The 16,030-nt window shown below is 69.2% G+C and carries 16 protein-coding genes and 1 other RNA gene; 9 read left to right on the forward strand and 8 right to left on the reverse strand.

What is annotated here, in order from left to right; translation table 11 throughout:
* Positions 1-8 precede the first annotated feature (8 nt).
* The 3 genes from LOKHON_RS06320 to LOKHON_RS06330 all read left to right on the forward strand — a co-directional run bounded on the left by LOKHON_RS06320 (position 9) and on the right by LOKHON_RS06330 (position 3,478).
* Positions 9-764 (forward strand): cytochrome c biogenesis CcdA family protein, encoded by a 756-nt coding sequence (locus LOKHON_RS06320; RefSeq protein ID WP_017928417.1) that lies wholly within the window; start codon positions 9-11, stop codon positions 762-764.
* 66 nt (positions 765-830) lie between these two features.
* Positions 831-2,060, forward strand: a complete 1,230-nt coding sequence (locus tag LOKHON_RS06325; RefSeq protein WP_026147467.1) for a hypothetical protein — start codon at positions 831-833, stop codon at positions 2,058-2,060.
* Positions 2,057-3,478 (forward strand): cytochrome P450, encoded by a 1,422-nt coding sequence (locus tag LOKHON_RS06330; RefSeq protein WP_081610581.1) that lies wholly within the window; start codon positions 2,057-2,059, stop codon positions 3,476-3,478. The genes LOKHON_RS06325 and LOKHON_RS06330 overlap by 4 nt, the downstream gene beginning before the upstream one ends.
* On the opposite strand, the gene LOKHON_RS06335 is transcribed toward LOKHON_RS06330, so the two are convergent.
* The 8 genes from LOKHON_RS06335 to LOKHON_RS06370 all read right to left on the reverse strand — a co-directional run bounded on the left by LOKHON_RS06335 (position 3,462) and on the right by LOKHON_RS06370 (position 8,326).
* Positions 3,462-3,692, reverse strand: a complete 231-nt coding sequence (locus LOKHON_RS06335; protein WP_017928420.1) for a hypothetical protein — start codon at positions 3,690-3,692, stop codon at positions 3,462-3,464. The two genes, LOKHON_RS06330 and LOKHON_RS06335, sit on opposite strands and share 17 nt — an antisense overlap.
* Before the next feature lie 24 nt (positions 3,693-3,716).
* Positions 3,717-3,935 (reverse strand): ribbon-helix-helix domain-containing protein, encoded by a 219-nt coding sequence (locus LOKHON_RS06340; protein WP_026147468.1) that lies wholly within the window; start codon positions 3,933-3,935, stop codon positions 3,717-3,719.
* Positions 3,928-4,104: a DUF4169 family protein gene (locus LOKHON_RS06345; protein ID WP_017928422.1), complete on the reverse strand. Its 177-nt coding sequence runs from the start codon at positions 4,102-4,104 to the stop codon at positions 3,928-3,930. The genes LOKHON_RS06340 and LOKHON_RS06345 overlap by 8 nt, the downstream gene beginning before the upstream one ends.
* The gene (fumC, locus tag LOKHON_RS06350; RefSeq protein ID WP_017928423.1) at positions 4,101-5,501 is read right to left on the reverse strand and encodes a class II fumarate hydratase; all 1,401 of its coding nucleotides are present in this window, start codon (positions 5,499-5,501) and stop codon (positions 4,101-4,103) included. Before fumC ends, LOKHON_RS06345 begins: the two co-directional genes overlap by 4 nt.
* Before the next feature lie 81 nt (positions 5,502-5,582).
* The gene (locus LOKHON_RS06355) at positions 5,583-6,026 is read right to left on the reverse strand and encodes an SspB family protein (RefSeq protein WP_033315531.1); all 444 of its coding nucleotides are present in this window, start codon (positions 6,024-6,026) and stop codon (positions 5,583-5,585) included.
* Positions 6,027-6,139: 113 nt separating this feature from the next.
* Positions 6,140-6,772: a DUF1194 domain-containing protein gene (locus LOKHON_RS06360; protein WP_342670093.1), complete on the reverse strand. Its 633-nt coding sequence runs from the start codon at positions 6,770-6,772 to the stop codon at positions 6,140-6,142.
* A 113-nt stretch (positions 6,773-6,885) separates the two neighbouring features.
* Positions 6,886-7,241, reverse strand: a transfer-messenger RNA (tmRNA) gene (gene ssrA, locus LOKHON_RS06365).
* Positions 7,242-7,273: 32 nt separating this feature from the next.
* On the reverse strand, positions 7,274-8,326 hold the full coding sequence (locus LOKHON_RS06370) for an extracellular solute-binding protein (RefSeq protein ID WP_017928426.1): 1,053 nt from the start codon (positions 8,324-8,326) through the stop codon (positions 7,274-7,276).
* A gap of 158 nt (positions 8,327-8,484) precedes the next feature.
* Here LOKHON_RS06370 and acuI point away from each other — a divergent pair, with 158 nt between their 5' ends.
* The 6 genes from acuI (at position 8,485) to LOKHON_RS06400 (ending at position 15,992) form a co-directional block, all read left to right on the forward strand.
* Positions 8,485-9,474, forward strand: coding sequence for an acrylyl-CoA reductase (NADPH) (gene acuI / locus LOKHON_RS06375; RefSeq protein WP_017928427.1), 990 nt, complete (start codon positions 8,485-8,487; stop codon positions 9,472-9,474).
* Positions 9,475-9,725: 251 nt separating this feature from the next.
* Positions 9,726-11,441 (forward strand): BCCT family transporter, encoded by a 1,716-nt coding sequence (locus LOKHON_RS06380; RefSeq protein WP_051059647.1) that lies wholly within the window; start codon positions 9,726-9,728, stop codon positions 11,439-11,441.
* 224 nt (positions 11,442-11,665) lie between these two features.
* Positions 11,666-13,081, forward strand: coding sequence for a cryptochrome/photolyase family protein (locus LOKHON_RS06385; protein ID WP_017928429.1), 1,416 nt, complete (start codon positions 11,666-11,668; stop codon positions 13,079-13,081).
* A 90-nt stretch (positions 13,082-13,171) separates the two neighbouring features.
* Positions 13,172-14,380 carry an SAM-dependent methyltransferase gene (locus tag LOKHON_RS06390; RefSeq protein ID WP_017928430.1) on the forward strand — a complete coding sequence of 403 codons (1,209 nt, stop codon included), beginning with the start codon at positions 13,172-13,174 and terminating at the stop codon, positions 14,378-14,380.
* Between the two features lie 38 nt (positions 14,381-14,418).
* On the forward strand, positions 14,419-14,859 hold the full coding sequence (locus tag LOKHON_RS06395) for a TrgA family protein (RefSeq protein ID WP_017928431.1): 441 nt from the start codon (positions 14,419-14,421) through the stop codon (positions 14,857-14,859).
* On the forward strand, positions 14,856-15,992 hold the full coding sequence (locus LOKHON_RS06400) for an NUDIX domain-containing protein (RefSeq protein ID WP_162561762.1): 1,137 nt from the start codon (positions 14,856-14,858) through the stop codon (positions 15,990-15,992). Before LOKHON_RS06395 ends, LOKHON_RS06400 begins: the two co-directional genes overlap by 4 nt.
* The last annotated feature ends 38 nt before the right edge of the window (positions 15,993-16,030 follow it).

Here is a 16,030-nt window from a genome sequence, read left to right on the forward strand (position 1 = left end):
TCTGCCACATGTTCTCAGCCGAGATGATCCTCGACGCGACGCTGCTGCCTGCGATGATGATCGCCCTGACGGCGGGACTTCTTTCCTTCCTCAGCCCCTGCGTGCTCCCGATCGTGCCGCCCTATCTCGCCTATATGGGCGGGGTGTCGGTGACCGAGCTGTCGGCGCCCGCGCGCGAACGCCGCCGCGTGATGACGGCGGCGCTGTTCTTCGTTCTGGGGCTGTCGACGGTGTTCTTGCTGCTTGGTGTCGCCTTCTCGGCGCTGGGGCGGATGTTCCTGCAGTTCCAGGACTGGTTCAACGTGATCGCCGGGATCACGATCATGATCTTTGGTGCGCATTTCACCGGCGTGCTGCGCATCCCGTTTCTCGACCGCGAAGCACGTGTCTCGGGCGGCGACCGGGGCGGCTCGGCCTTTGGCGCCTATGTGCTGGGGCTGGCCTTCGCCTTTGGCTGGACGCCCTGCCTCGGCCCGATCCTCGGCACGATCCTCGGGCTGGCGGCGACCGAGGCCGAGGTGACGCGCGGCGCGGCGCTGCTGGCGGTCTATGCGGCGGGCCTGGGCATCCCGTTCCTTCTGGTCGCGGCGTTCTTTCCCAAGCTCACCGGCGCGATGGCGTGGATGAAGCGGCACATGGGCCGGATCGAGCGCACCTCGGGGCTGCTGCTCTGGACCGTCGGCCTGATGATGCTGACCGGGCAATTCTCGGATTTCAGCTTCTGGCTGCTCGAAACCTTCCCCTCGCTCGCGGCGCTCGGCTGACGCCCGCAAAAGGCCTTATGACCGCCCGCTTCCTCGTCTAGTCTGGCCCGGATGAGAGGGCAGGCGATGGACGGATCGGCAATGCGGCAGCTGCGCAGGCGGCGGGTGTTCTACATCCCCGGCTTCGACCCGATCCACCCGCGCCGCTACCGCGAGCTGTACCGCCGCGAGGCGGCGGCGCAGGCGGCGCTGTCGGGGTTCGACCTGACGCTGTCGCCCGCCAATGGCCGCCGCTTCGGCTGGACCGTCGCGGCCCGGATCGAAGGCGGGGAGGTCCACGCCGAATTCGAGGTGCTGGTCTGGTCGGACATCGTCCGCGACCAGATGCGCGGCGGCGTCGTCGCGACCTATGGGCAGCTTGTGCGCACCGCCTGGACCTATATCGCGAGCGGCGCTCTGGGGCGGCTGATGCGGCTGCGCAAGGGGCCGGTGATCGCGGCGCTCTACCCGGTGGTGATGCTGCTGGTGCAGCTGGCCGTGGCGTTCGGGCTCGGGGCCCTTGCGGGCGGGTTTGCCGCGCGGGCCGCGGCTTGGGCCGGGGGGGCGGGGGCCTTGGCGTTCTGGCCGGTGCTGGCGCTGGTTGCGGCCGGAATGCTGCAGCTTTTCCGGCGCCATGACCGACGCCTCTTCGCCTATTACCTGATGCATGACTACGCCTTTGCCGCGCGCTGGGGCGGGGCCAACCCGCCCGCTCTGGATGCGCGGCTGGCCGAGTTCGAAACCCGCATCGCCGCGGCGCTGACCGAGGATGTCGACGAGGTGCTGGTGGTCGGGCATTCCTCCGGCGCGCATCTTGCCGTGTCGGTGCTGTCGGGGCTGATCCGCGCGGGCCGGGTGCCCGAAGACGGGCCCGCACTGGGCTTTGTGTCGCTGGGGCAGGTGGTGCCGATGATGTCGTTCCTGCCCGAGGCGCGGCGGCTGCGCGCCGATCTCGCCTATCTCTCGACGCGCGAGGAGCTGGCCTGGGTCGACGTGACCGCGCCGGGCGATGGCTGCGCCTTCGCGCTGTGCGATCCGGTGGCGGTGTCGGGCGTGGCGCCCAAGGACCAGCGCTGGCCGCTGGTGATCTCGGCGGCCTTCACCCAGACGCTGAGCCCGGCGCGCTGGCGCGAACTGTGCTGGCGCTTCTTCCGGCTGCATTTCCAGTATCTCTGCGCCTTCGACCGGCCCGGCGATTACGATTATTTCCGCGTCACCGCCGGGCCGCTGACGCTGGCCGAACGTTTCGCGGGCCGCGCGCCGTCGCGCTCGGCGATCCGGCGGGCCTTGTCGCCGCACGTCACCGTCGCCGCATGACCCCGTTGCCGCCCAAGCCGGTCGCGCGCGCGGCGCGGGTGTCCTTGTGGCGGCACCTGAAGCTGTTTCGCGCCGACATTCTCTCGGCCCAGCCCGCGCGGCTCTACCGGGCGTGGATGGCCGAATTCCGCACGCCGTTCTTCCGCTCGGTGCTGGTCAACGACCCGGCGCTGCTGCGGCTGGTGCTGCGCAAAAGGCCGGGCGATTTTCCGAAATCCGGGCGGATCGGCGCCGGTCTGCGCCCGCTTCTGGGCGCATCGGTGTTTCTCACCAACGGCGCCACGTGGAAACGGCAGCGGCGGATCATCGACCCGGCCTTCGAGGGCGGCAGGCTCAAGGACAGCTTCGCGGCGATGCGCGCGGCGGCGGATGCGGCGGTGGCGCGGCTGGCGCCGCTGGCCGGTGGCGCCCCGGTCGAGATCGAGCCGCAGGCAAGCCATGCCGCCGCCGATGTGATCTTTCGCACGCTGTTCTCGATCCCGATCGAACACGACACGGCGGCGGCCACTTACCGCGCCTTTCACGCGCATCAGCGCAGCCAGCCGCTGTTGAACCTCGCGGCCTTTGTCAGGGGCCCGCGCTGGATGCCGCGCCTGCATTCGCGCGAGACGCGGGCGACGGCGCGGCGCATTCGCGGGCTGATCGCGGATCTGGTGGCGCGGCGCGCCGCGGCGATTGCCGATGGCAGCGCGCCGCCCGATCTCGCGACCAGGATCATGACGACGCCGGACCCCGAAAGCGGCGCGTGCTTTTCGCCCGAGGAGATGGTCGACCAGGTGGCGATCTTCTTTCTGGCAGGGCACGAGACCAGCGCGTCCAGCCTGGGCTGGACGCTCTACCTGCTGGCCACGCATCCCGAGATCCAGGCGCGCGCCGCCGCCGAGGCGTTGGCATTTTCCGGTGATTTTTCGGGGCTGTCGGGCCTGAAGCTCATCCGCGACTGCACGCGCGAGGCGCTGCGGCTCTACCCGCCGGTGCCGATGATGGTGCGCGAGACGGTCGCGCCGGAGCGGTTCCGCGACAGGGGGCTGCCGCGGCGCACGCAGGTGGTGCTGTCGCCGTGGCACCTGCACCGGCACGAGCGGTTCTGGGACGCGCCGGACGCCTTCGATCCCGACCGCTGGTCGCGCGAAGAAGGGCGGGCCTCGGCGCGCCGGGCCTACATGCCATTCAGCGCCGGGCCGCGCGTCTGCCCCGGCGCGGGCTTTGCCATGGCCGAGGCGGCGGTGCTCTTGGCGGCGCTTCTGGCGCGGTATCGCTTCGCGCCGGTCGAGGGCGACGTTCCGGTACCTGTGGCGCATCTGACGGTGCGGTCGAAAAACGGCATCAGGTTGCGCGTAACGCCGCGGGAGCAGCTGAAATCTTGCAAGATTTCAGGCGCGAATTCTTGCAAGAATTCGATCAGAGCAGGCGTCTGAGCGGTTCGCGATTGCAGAAGACAACGAATTGCCCGGCATTCTCGATCACCGAATAGCCGCGCCGTTGCATCTCGGCGAGAAAGGCCGCGCGTCCGACATAGCGCTCCACGTCGCGGACGCTGCGGCGCAGCACGCCGCCGGAAATGGCGGACTTGGCGCTGAACATATGGGCCAGCCAGTGATCGGGCGACATCGGTGCGGGCAGGTTGCGCATGCTCACATCAGCACACGCGGATCCTTAAGACTTGGTAAACTGCCGCAGCACGAAGACCCGGATCGCCGAGGCCAGCCCGACATCGCCCCGACCTTCGTCGATCTCGGCGGCGAGCCCGTTGATGGTGCGCCCCTCCGCCGCCGCGATCTCGCGGAAGGCGCGCCAGAACGCGTCTTCGAGCGAGACGCTGGTGCGGTGCCCGCGCAACGTCAGGGAGCGTTTGACAGGCCGGCCGTCAGTCATCGTCGCGGCGGTGTCCATCGAGCCGCCTTGCCGCCGCCTCGGCTTGGGCCGCATCGCGCGCCTTTTCGGCCCTGGTCCGGCCGAACTTCGCGGCGTTGGCGTCGGCGCGGGCCGTCTTCTCGGCCCGCGCCTTTCGTTTCCTGAACTGGTTCAGGTTCACCGGCTTCATTTCGGGCCGATCATCTCCTCGGGGCGCACCACGCGCTCGAAGGTCTCGGCATCGACGAAGCCGAGGTTGATCGCCTCCTCCTTGAGCGTGGTGCCGTTCTTGTGCGCGGTCTTGGCGACCGTGGTGGCGTTGTCATAGCCGATGGTCGGCGCCAGCGCGGTGACCAGCATCAGGCTTTCGCGCATCAGCTTGTCGATCCGCGCCTCGTCGGCGGCAATCCCTGCGACGCAGTTGTCGGTGAAGGCCACCGCCGCATCGCCCAGAAGCTGCATGCTCTGCAGCACGTTATAGGCCATCATCGGCTTGTAGACGTTGAGCTCGAAATGGCCCTGGCTTCCGGCGAAGCCCACCGCCGCGTCGTTGCCCATCACATGCGCGCAGACCTGCGTCAGCGCCTCGCACTGGGTCGGGTTGACCTTGCCGGGCATGATCGAGGAGCCGGGCTCGTTCTCGGGCAGCATCAGCTCGCCAAGGCCGCAACGCGGGCCGGAGCCCAGAAGGCGGATGTCGTTGGCGATCTTGAACAGCGAGCCCGCGACCACGCGCAGCGCGCCCGACATCTCGACCATCGCGTCATGCGCGGCCAGCGCCTCGAACTTGTTGGGGGCGGTGACGAAAGGCAGGCCGGTGATCCGGGCCATGTTCTCGGCCACGGTCTCGCCCCAGCCGTGGGGCGTGTTGAGCCCGGTGCCCACGGCGGTGCCGCCCTGCGCCAGCTCGTGGATCGCGGGCAGCGCGGCCTTCACCCGGCGGATGCCCATCGCGACCTGGTGCGCGTAGCCGCCGAATTCCTGGCCCAGCGTCAGCGGCGTCGCGTCCATGGTGTGGGTGCGGCCGATCTTGATGATGTCCTTGAAGGCCTCGGCCTTCTCGGCCAGCGCGGCGTGCAGCTTTTCCAGCCCCGGCAGCGTCACGTCGCGCGCGGTGGTGGCGGTGGCGATGTGCATCGCGGTCGGGAAGGTGTCGTTCGACGACTGCCCCATGTTGCAGTGATCGTTCGGGTGCACCGGCTCCTTGGAGCCGATGGTGCCGCCCAGGATCTCGATCGCGCGGTTCGAGATCACCTCGTTGGCGTTCATGTTCGACTGGGTGCCCGAACCGGTCTGCCAGACCACCAGCGGGAAATGATCGTCGAGCTTGCCGGCGACGACCTCGGAGGCGGCCTGGATCATCGCGTCGGCGATCTCGGGCTCGATCTTGCCGCGCGCCTTGTTGGCCTCGGCGCAGGCCTGCTTGATCACGCCGAGCGCCCGGACGATGGCCACGGGCTGCTTTTCCCAGCCGATCGGGAAGTTCTGGATCGAACGCTGCGTCTGCGCCCCCCAATAGCGGTCGGAGCGAACCTCGAGCGGGCCGAAGCTGTCGGATTCGGTGCGGGTGGGGGTGGTCTGGCTCATCGCGATCTCCCTGGTATGCCGTCGCATGCCATCTACCGCGCGGGCCGCCTCAGGGGCAATTGCCTATTTGCGTGAGAGCGCTCAGGACTTGCGGAAGCTGTCGAGGCTGACGACCTGCGCGGCGCCTTTCCGGGGGGCCTCCTCCTCGGGCTCGGCCATCTCCTGCATCGGCGCCTCGTCCTCTTCCTCGTCCTCCTCCTCGTCCTGGTTCTCGAACCGCAGGCCGAACTCGACCGAAGGGTCGACGAAGGTGCGGATCGCGTCGAAGGGGATGTAGAGCGGCTCGGGGCTGTCGCCGAAATTCAGCGTGATCGAAAAACCTTCCTCGGTCACGGTGAGTGCGTCGAACCAGTGCTGGATCACGATGGTCATTTCGCCCGGATAGCGGTCCGAAAGCCAGTCGGCGATCTCCACGTCGGGATGCATGGTGTCGAAGGTGATGAAGAAGTGGTGCTTGCCGGGCAGGCCTTCGGAGGCCACGCGCGTCAGCACCTCCTGAATCAGGCTGCGCATCGCCCGATGCATGAGGTTTCCATAGTCGATCGAGCGGTTGGCAGGCCGGGTCACGTTACGTCATCCTTTCGCGGTCGGGCCAAGCATAAGGGATTCGAAGCCGGATGAAAGGGGGGGGTGGCGGCTCAGGGCCGATCGTGGCGGCCGACCACCCGGACCAGTTCGCGGCGCAGCTTGATGCGGATCGCGCGGGGATAGTCGCGATGGCCCCGCGCGGTGATCACGAAACCGTCGCGTGTGGCGATGCGGTTGCGGTAGAAGCCGGTGATTGCCATGCCGAGGCTTTCGATCGCCAGCCCGTTGACGGTGACGCCCATCGCCTCGGCCTGTCTTTGGGCGGCGCCGACATCGCCACCGTCATTGGGCGTGCCATCGCCCGAGACGTCGATCACCCGGCGGTGGCAGTCGGGCGCGCGCGCCATCAGCGCCATCGCCGCCGACAGCGCCTCTGCCGGGGCGGTGCCGCCCATGATGAAGGCGCGCGGCGTCGCGCGGATCTCGGCCGAAAGCGCGGCCAGCGCCACGCGGTCGGGCGGCTGGCGCCAGTCGGTGGTGACGACCTGCTGGGTCGAATCCGACCATTGCAGCACCGAGATCGCGACCCGGCCCATCAGCACGGCCTCGACCACCACCGGGTCCGACAGCGCGTCGGCCAGACCGTCGACCTGCAGCCGGTATTCGGCGTCATCGACGGAATTGGACACGTCCATCGCCAGCAACAGCGCCGTGTCGCAGGCCCGCAGGGTCGCGGGCCACAACGCGCAAAGAAGGGCGAAAGGCAGGAGCCGGGCCATTCTGCCATGCTGCACCGGGCGGTGCACGCGGAGCAAGAAACTTGTCCATGCGGAACTGCGCGGGGGGAGAGGGGGGAAGTGCAGGCTTCTGTTGCCAGGTGCCTGCGAACCCCGCCTAACGCGGCTAGGCGCTAGGACTTAAGTTTCGGCGGACCGAGACTGCTTAGGCAGCCACAGCCATTGCCGGAGCACGGTTGTCGTTGGCAACTGTACAATTTTGGACCGATATCGGTGGTACCTCACCGAGACAAAGCAGACCTCTTTACACGTTCGTCGATCCTGTTTCGGCCCCATCTGCCCCCAACGAGGGATGTGTGGTGGAGCCGCCGGGTACCGCCCCCGGGTCCGATCCGCTTATTACAGGCGCGTTTATGTCCATAGTCCCCGAAAGGACATGACGAATATAGGCGCGGGGATCGGCGGTGAAAAGGGGGGCGGGCCTGAAAACCCGCCCCTGTCGCCGGGTCAGAACCCCGACTTGATCATCTCGAAGGTCTCGGCGTGCTGCTCGCGCCGCGCGTTGGGGATCGGCAGCTGCGCCAGCACCGGCACCTCGATCGTCTCCAGCCCCGAGGCCGCGAGCTCCTTCTGGCCGATCTCGCCCAGCGCGGCGGTGTTGGAGGAGCCGTAGCCCGCTTCGAGCAGGGGGCGCGCCGAGTCGGGCGACAGCATCGCGTTGATGTAGTCGTAGGCCAGATCCTCGGAGCCCGGCGCGTCCTTCATCTTCACGTAGCCGCACAGCCACAGCGAGGAGCCTTCCCGTGTTTCGCGCGCGAAACCTATCGGCCGGCCTTCCTCGACCATGGCGGGATAGGTCTCGTTCCAGGCCCAGCTCACCAGCACCTCGCCGGTGGACAGAAGCTGGCTCAGCTCGGCGGGGTCGGTCCAGTAGGTGCGCAGGTTGGGATGCACCTCGCGCAGCCAGTCGCTGGCGGCCTCGAAGGCGGCGTCGTCGGCCTGGGTCCAGTCGGTGGTGCCGGTGGCGAGATAGGCCAGCGCATAGGCGTCGTCGACATTGTCGGGCAGCGTCATGCGCCCCGCATAGGCGGGGTTCTTGAACACCTCGAGCGAGGCCACGTCCTCCTCGGGCACCTCCTCGGGGTTGTAGGCGATGGCGGTGGAGCCGAAATCGGTCGGGATGAAATAGACCTCCTCGCGCGCGCCGCCGACCTTCTGCCCGGTCAGGTTCTGGTCGAGATCGCCCCAGGCGTCGATCCGCGCGGTGTCCCACGGCACCAGCAGCCCGCTATCGACCCATTTGGTGACCGAGCCCGCGCAGATATGGGTGATGTCGGCGCGAAAGCCCGAGCGCAGCTTCTGGAACGCCTCTTCCTCGTCGCCGAAGAAGGAAAACTCCGGCGCGCCATGCGCGTCGACATAGGCGCCGTGAAAGGCCGGGTCCTCGAATCCCGGGTAATCGAGGACGGTCAGGCTGCCGTCCTGCGCGGCGGCGGTGCCGGCGAGAGCGGCCAGTGAGACGGCCAGCGAGGCGGCCCCGAGGTGGCGGAGGTGATTCATGCAATGGCTCCGGTTGGTTGCGCGGGATGCGCGCGGCAATCGAAGCCTAGAAGCGCATCCCTGCCGCATCAAGCGTCACGAGAGGCCCGCGATTGCGCCGCGGGGCGCGACGTGCATTCATGCGGGCCGGAACGCTGTTGCCGCGAGGGAGGATGCCCATGTTCAAGGCGCTTTTGGTCGAGAAGGACGAAGGGGGCGCGACCCGCGCCTCGGTGCAGGAGCTCGATGACGACCGGCTCCCCGAGGGCGAGGTGACCGTCGCCGTCGAATATTCGACGCTCAACTACAAGGACGGGCTGTGCATCGGGCCGGGCGGCGGGCTGGTGCGGCAGTATCCGCACGTGCCGGGCATCGATTTCTCGGGCACGGTCGAGACCTCGGACGACCCCCGCTACGCGCCCGGCGACAAGGTGATCCTCACCGGCTGGCGCGTCGGAGAGGCGCATTGGGGCGGCTATGCCACCCGCGCCCGGGTCAAGGCCGACTGGCTGGTGCCGCTGCCCGAGGCGCTGTCGGCGCGCGACGCGATGGCGGTCGGCACCGCCGGTCTGACCGCGATGCTGGCGGTGATGGCGCTGGAGCGGCACGGGCTCAGGACCGGGCAGGGGCCGGTTCTGGTCACCGGGGCGGCGGGCGGCGTCGGGTCGGTCGCGACCGCGATTCTCGCCTCGCTCGGCCACGAGGTCGCCGCCGTCACCGGCCGGCCCGAGACCGAGGATTACCTGCGCGATCTGGGCGCCGCCTCGATCGTGGCCCGCTCCGAGCTGAACGAGACCACGAAGAAGCCCCTCGAAAGCGAACGTTGGGCGGGCTGCGTCGACGCGGTCGGCGGCGCGATGCTGGCGCGGGTGCTGGGGCAGATGAATTACGGCGCCTCGGTCGCCGCCGTCGGTCTCGCGGGGGGGGCGGATCTGCCCGCCAAGGTGATCCCGTTCCTGCTGCGCGGCGTGAACCTGCTCGGGATCGACAGCGTCATGCAGCCCTATGACAACCGCGTCGCGGCGTGGGACCGCATCGCGCGCGACCTGCCGATGGAGAAGCTGCGCGCGATGATAAGGCCCGCGCGGCTGGACGACCTGCCCGCGCTGGGCGCCGAGATCCTCAACGGGCAGGTGCGCGGCCGCGTCGTGGTCGACGTCGCGGGCTGAAGCCCGCCCGCGCGCCTTCCCGCCGGGAGGGCGCGCGCAGGAGGCCGCGCGGAACCGGTCGTCATGGCCCGCCTTTCGGGGGGCGGGGGTGCCGCGTCCTGGCGGCCGGCGCTTGCGGGGCGGGGCGGTGATGCGGCCCCGAAAGGCCCTGTGGGGTCGCATTTCGTGCTAGGATGTGACAGACGCAGGATTTCTTGACCTTCCCCGGCCGGGGCTAGGTATCCGTGATACATACAGCATTGGGGGTGACGATGACGACGCCGGACACAGATCCGAACGCCGTGGAGGAACCACGGCTCATCGACGAAACCGACTATGAGGTCGGCCAGGACAACATCCAGACGCAGATCGGCCCGTTCGGCCTGGATATTCACAACCCGGTCTTCCTGATCGCCGGTCTGGGCATCGTGGCCTTCGTTCTCGGCACGCTGATGGTGCCCGAAGCCGCGACCGCCCTGTTCGAGAGCGTGCGCGACTGGCTCACCTCGAACTTCAGCTGGTTCTTCATCCTGGGCGGCAACATCTTCGTGCTGTTCGGCCTGCTGCTGATCGTGACGCCGCTGGGCTCGGTGCGTCTGGGCGGCGTCGATGCCACGCCCGATTACGGCTATGCGGGCTGGTTCGCGATGCTGTTCGCCGCCGGCATGGGCATCGGCCTGATGTTCTACGGCGTCTCCGAGCCGCTGTCGCATTTCTCGACCTCCTTCGCCGAAAGCGCGGGCACGCCCGAAAGCTGGGCGCCGCTGGCCGGGGCCGCGGGCGACGCCGAAGAGGCGCGCATGCTCGGCATGGCCGCGACGATCTACCATTGGGGCCTGCATCCTTGGGCGATGTATGCCGTGGTGGCGCTGGGCCTGAGCCTGTTTTCCTACAACCAGGGCCTGCCGCTTTCGATCCGCTCGGCCTTCTACCCGGTCTTCGGCGACAAGGTCTGGGGCTGGACCGGTCACATCATCGACGTGGTCGCGGTCTTCGCGACGCTGTTCGGTCTCGCCACCTCGCTGGGCTTCGGCGCCGAGCAGGCGATCGCGGGCATGGACTTTCTGTTCGGCACCGGTGACACCGCCGAGAACACCCGCGCGGTGTTCGGCCTGTCCTACAACAACCCGCTCTTGAACCCCGAGGGCGACGAAATCGGCCGCACCGGCGCGGGGCTCAAGATCCTGCTGATCATCGGCATCACCGCGGTCGCGCTGGTGTCGGTCATGGCCGGTCTCGACGGCGGCGTGAAGCGCGCCTCCGAGATCAACATGATGCTGGCCTTCGCGCTGCTGCTGTTCGTGCTCTTCGTCGGCCCGACCGGCACCATCATCTCGACCTTCTTCGGGTCGCTCTGGGCCTACATCACCAACTTCCCGGCGCTGAGCCAGCCGTTCGGCCGCGAGGACGCCAACTTCAGCCAGGGCTGGACCGCGTTCTACTGGGCGTGGTGGATCTCCTGGTCGCCCTTCGTCGGCATGTTCATCGCCCGCGTCAGCCGCGGCCGCACCGTGCGCGAGTTCATGATCGCCGTGCTGCTGGTCCCGAGCCTCGTCTGCGTGCTGTGGATGAGCGTGTTCGGCGGCACCGCGATCACCCAGGTGGTGCAGGACGGCTTTCAGGGCGCGGCCGAGGCGGCGCTGCCGGTGCAGCTGTTCGAAATGCTGAGCCAGCTGCCGCTGGCCAGGATCACCTCGATGATCGGTGTCGTGCTGGTGATCGTGTTCTTCGTGACCTCGTCGGATTCCGGGTCGCTGGTGATCGACACCATCACCGCCGGCGGCAAGACCGACGGTCCGCTGCCGCAGCGGGTGTTCTGGTGCGTGTTCGAAGGCCTCGTCGCGATCGCGCTGCTGCTGGGCGGCGGTCTCGCGGCGCTGCAGGCGATGGCGGTGGCCACCGGCTTTCCGTTCACCTTCGTGCTGCTGTTCATGTGCGTGACGATCTTCATCGGCCTGCGCAACGAGCGGCGCAACACCGCGAAGTAAGACATTTGCGGCGGCCCCCTGCCGGGGCCGCCGCTTTCGCGCAGCCCTTGAGCCAGGCGGTTCGGGCGGCGTTCCGGGAAGAAAACCCCGGACCTTGACCGAAGATTTCCATCCCTCGCGCCCATCCCTCGCGGCCGCCTCCGGCGGGGCGCGCCGGAAGGTCGCGCTTGATTGCGGGGCGGGGGCGCTAGCTGGCGATTGCAAACGCCCGAGGAGATCCCGACATGACCGCCCCGATCCTGATCTGGCTGCGCCGCGACCTGCGGCTGGCCGACCACCCGATGCTCACCGAGGCCGTGGAGACCGGCGCGCCGCTGATCCCGGTCTTCGTGCATGACGAGGTGGTCGAGGAACAGGGCGCCGCGCCGCGGTTCCGGCTCGGGCTGTCGGTGGAAAGTTTCGCGCGCGATCTCGACGCGATCGGATCGAGGCTGGTGCTCCGGCGGGGCCGGGCGCTTGGCGTGCTGCGCGCGCTGGCGCGCGAGACCTGCGCGCGCGCCGTGTGGTGGAGCCGCGCCTACGACCCGGCCGCGCGCGCCCGCGACGCCGAGGTGATGGAGGGGTTCGACGCCGAAGGCATCGAGACGCGCGATTTCGGCGGGCACCTGCTGTTCGAACCCGAGAGCGTCGAAACCGGGACGGGCGGGTATTACAAGGTCTACACGCCCTACATGAAGGCGGTGCGCGACCGCGATCCCGGCGCGCCCTTGCCCGCGCCGTCGCGGCTCCTCGCGCCGGAAGACTGGCCCGAGAGCGAGAGGATCGAGGACTGGCAAATGGGCCGCGACATGCGGCGCGGCGGCGCGGTGGTGGCGAAATACCTCACCGTCGGAGAGCAAGCGGCGCGCGCCCGTCTCGACCGTTTCATCGCCCGAGGCATCGAGGATTACGCCATCGCCCGCGACCGGCCCGACATCGAGGGCACATCGGGATTGTCGGAAAACCTGACCTATGGCGAAATCTCGATCCGGACCTGCTACCGCGCCGCGCTAGCTGCGCGCGAGGCCGGGGCAGAGGGCGCCGAGCATTTCCGCAAGGAGCTGGTCTGGCGCGAGTTCGCCTATCACCTGCTGCACCACACGCCGCGGCTCGTCTCGCGCAACTGGCGGGCCGAATGGGACCGGTTTCCGTGGTCCGAGGAGGCCGACAGCGAGGCCGTCACCGCGTGGAAGCGGGGCCGCACCGGCATGCGTTTCGTCGATGCCGCGATGCGCGAGCTTTATGCCACGGGGCGGATGCACAACCGCGCCCGGATGATCGTCGGAAGCTACCTGACCAAGCACCTGATGACGCATTGGAAGATCGGCCATGACTGGTTCGCCGAGTGCCTCGTCGACTGGGATCCGGCCAACAACGCGCTGGGCTGGCAGTGGATCGCGGGCTCCGGCCCGGATGCCGCGCCCTATTTCCGGGTCTACAACCCCGAAACCCAGCTGGGCAAATTCGACCCCGACGGTGCCTATGTCGGCGCCTGGATCGCCGAAGGGCAAGAGACGCCGCCCGAGACGGCCCGCGATTTCCTCGCCGCCGTGCCGCGCCGCTGGGGACTGTCGGCCGGGATAACGTATCCCGATCCCATCGTCGGCGCGGCGGAGGGGCGCGACAGGGCGCTCGCGGCCTACAAGGCGCGCGGGAATTGAGCCCTGCCATGGATTTGTCCGCATGGCGCCACGTGACAAGACCGCTTCGATCCGTAAGCTGGAGCCGGAGAGCGGGGAGGCGCGGATGCGATGATCCTGACCGGCACCGAAGGGCAAGACGACCTGCCGCGCTATTTCGCGCAGGTCTTCGAGATGACGCGCATGATCCGGCACGGGCGGCTCGACATCGTGCTGCCCGACGGGCGGCGGTTTCGTGCGGCGGGCGGGGCGCCGGGGCCGCAGGCAGAGATCCGCATCCACGACCCCGATTGCTTCGCCCGGCTGATCCGCGAAGGCGATCTGGGGTTTTCCGAGGCCTATGTCGAGGGGGGGTGGTCCTCGCCCGATCTTCTGGCGCTGCTCGATCTGGTGCATGACGAGGTCGAGGTGCTGTTCGACGGGTTTCCGGGGCGCGGCCTGTTGCGCACCTATGAGCGGCTGCGCCACTGGCTGCGCGCCAACACCCGCGCGCAGGCGCGGCGCAACATCAGCCACCATTACGATCTGGGCAATGATTTCTACGCGCTCTGGCTCGACCCGTCGATGACCTATTCCTCGGCCCTGTTCGAGGGCAGCCAGCAAAGCCTCGAGGCGGCACAGCGGCGCAAATACGAAAGCCTCGTCGACCGGATGGGGGTGCGTCCGGACGAGCATGTGCTGGAAATCGGCTGCGGCTGGGGCGGTTTCGCGCAATACGCCGCCGCCGAGCGGGGGCTGAAGGTCACCGGGCTGACCATCAGCCGCGAACAGCTCGACTATGCGCGCGCCCGTATCGCGCGGGCGGGGCTGTCGGAGCGGGTCGAGCTGCAGCTTCTCGATTACCGCGACGCGCGCGGCCAGTATGACGGCGTCGCCAGCATCGAAATGTTCGAGGCGGTGGGCGAACGCTACTGGCCGGTCTATTTCGACGCGCTGCGCGATCGGCTGCGCCCGGGGCGGCAGGCGGCGCTGCAGGTCATCACCTTGCAGGATCACCGCTTCGCGCAGTATCGCGGCGGCGTCGATTTCATCCAGAAATACATCTTTCCCGGCGGCATGCTGCCCAGCCCCGGCGTGCTGCGCCGGCTGAGCGAACAGGCCGGGCTGCGGCTGACCGGGCAGATGGCCTTCGGCGACAGCTATTCGCGCACGCTGCGCCAGTGGCACGCCAGCTTCAACGCCCGCTGGGACGAGGTGGCGCGGCTGGGCTTCGACGCGCGGTTTCGGCGGATGTGGAATTTCTATCTCTGCGCCTGTGCCAGCACCTTCCGCTCGGGCAATTGCGACGTTACCCAGTTCAGCATGATCCGCCCGGCCTGACCGCCCGGCCCTCCGGGCCGGCCCGAGGAGAGACGTCGATGCCCACCGCCGCCAAACTCGTCGCAGCCTTGCTGTTCGCCGCTCTGGGCTTCGTGGCCTCCGAGCTGGCGCTGCCCCTGCTCGACGGGATGTTCAGGGCGCCCCATGCCAGCACGATCAATGCCGGGATCGGGGCGCTTGTCGGCTGGTTCGTCGCCGGTCCGCGCGCCGGGGGCGGCGTGCTCGAAGGGGTGAGCAACGGGCTGACCGCGGCGCTGATCGGCGCGGCGCTGATCCTCGTGACGCATGGCGTGATCTTCATGATGCGGACCGGGATGCGCGGCCGTTACCGCGACCCGGTCGACGCGCTGGAGGCGATGGTCCGTTTCATGCTGGACAGCGCGCAGCGCCTCGCGACGCCGCAGCAGATCGCGATGCTGGTGCTGGGCGGGATCGGCATCGGGCTGTTGCTCGAACTGACCCAGTCGCGCGCGGCGTGACCCCCGTGGAGCTGTTCGTGTTCGGGCCGCTGGCCGAGGCCGCGACCTTCGAGGCGGTCACGGGGCGGCCCCCGGGCGGCCGCCCGGCATGGCTGCCGGGGCACGCGATGGTCGGCGCGCCGGACGCCGAACCGGCGCTGGTGGCGCAGGAGGGCGCGGCGGTCGAAGGGCTGCTGGTGCCGCCCCTGACCGGGGCCGAAGCCGCGCGGCTCGCCGCCTATGGCGCGGCGCTGGGCCACCGGGGACGCGCGGCGCGGGTGATCCCTGAGGGGGACGCGCCGCGCATGGCCCGGCTGCAATCGCCGGAGGCGGCGCCGGGCGCGCCCGCATGGGACCGGTCGGCATGGCGGGCGGGGCAGGGCGCGCGCTGGGCGTTCATGGCGGGCGAGATCGCCGATCACGCGCCGCCGCTCAGCCCGCAGAGCTTTGCGCGGCAATCGGCGATGATCGCGGCGCGGGCCAGCGCGCGGTGCCGCGCGGCCCGTGCCCCGGCGCCCGCGACGCTGCGCCATGACGCGGCACCACAGGACGCCGCATGGCGGCTCGACGCGCCGCTGTCGGGCGAGTTCTTCAAGCTCGCGACGATGCGCGTGTCGCATCGCCGCTTCGATGGCGGCCGCAACGAAGCGCTGCCGCGCGAGGTGCTGGTCGGCGTCGACGCGGCGCTGGTGCTGCCCTATGACCCGGCCCGCGACCGGGTGCTCATGGTCGAGCAGTTCCGCAGCGGGCCGATGCGGCGCGGCGCGGCCAACCCGTGGAGCCTCGAGCCGGTGGCGGGGATCGTCGATGCGGGCGAAACCCCGCAGGAGGCCGGGCTGCGCGAGGCGCGCGAGGAGGCGGGGCTCGATCTCGGCACGCTGATCCCGATCTTCGACGGCTATCCCTCGCCGGGGGCGAGCTCCGATCATTTCCACTGTTTCCTCGCGATCGCGGATCTGCCGCAGGAAGAGAGCTGGCGCGGCGGGCTGCCCGAGGAGCACGAGGATCTGCGGCTGCATGCCGTGCCGTTCGAGCGGGCCATGGCGCTGGCGCAGAGCGGGGAAATCGACGTCATCCCGATGCTGGCCATGCTCTATTGGCTGGCGGGTCAACGCGCGCGGTTGCGCGCCGAGGCGCGCGGGACTGTGCCTTGAGTTTGCGTGCCGCGCTGCATATTGCTCGGGACAACACG

The organism is Limimaricola hongkongensis DSM 17492 (genome assembly GCF_000600975.2).
Classification (GTDB): domain Bacteria; phylum Pseudomonadota; class Alphaproteobacteria; order Rhodobacterales; family Rhodobacteraceae; genus Limimaricola; species Limimaricola hongkongensis.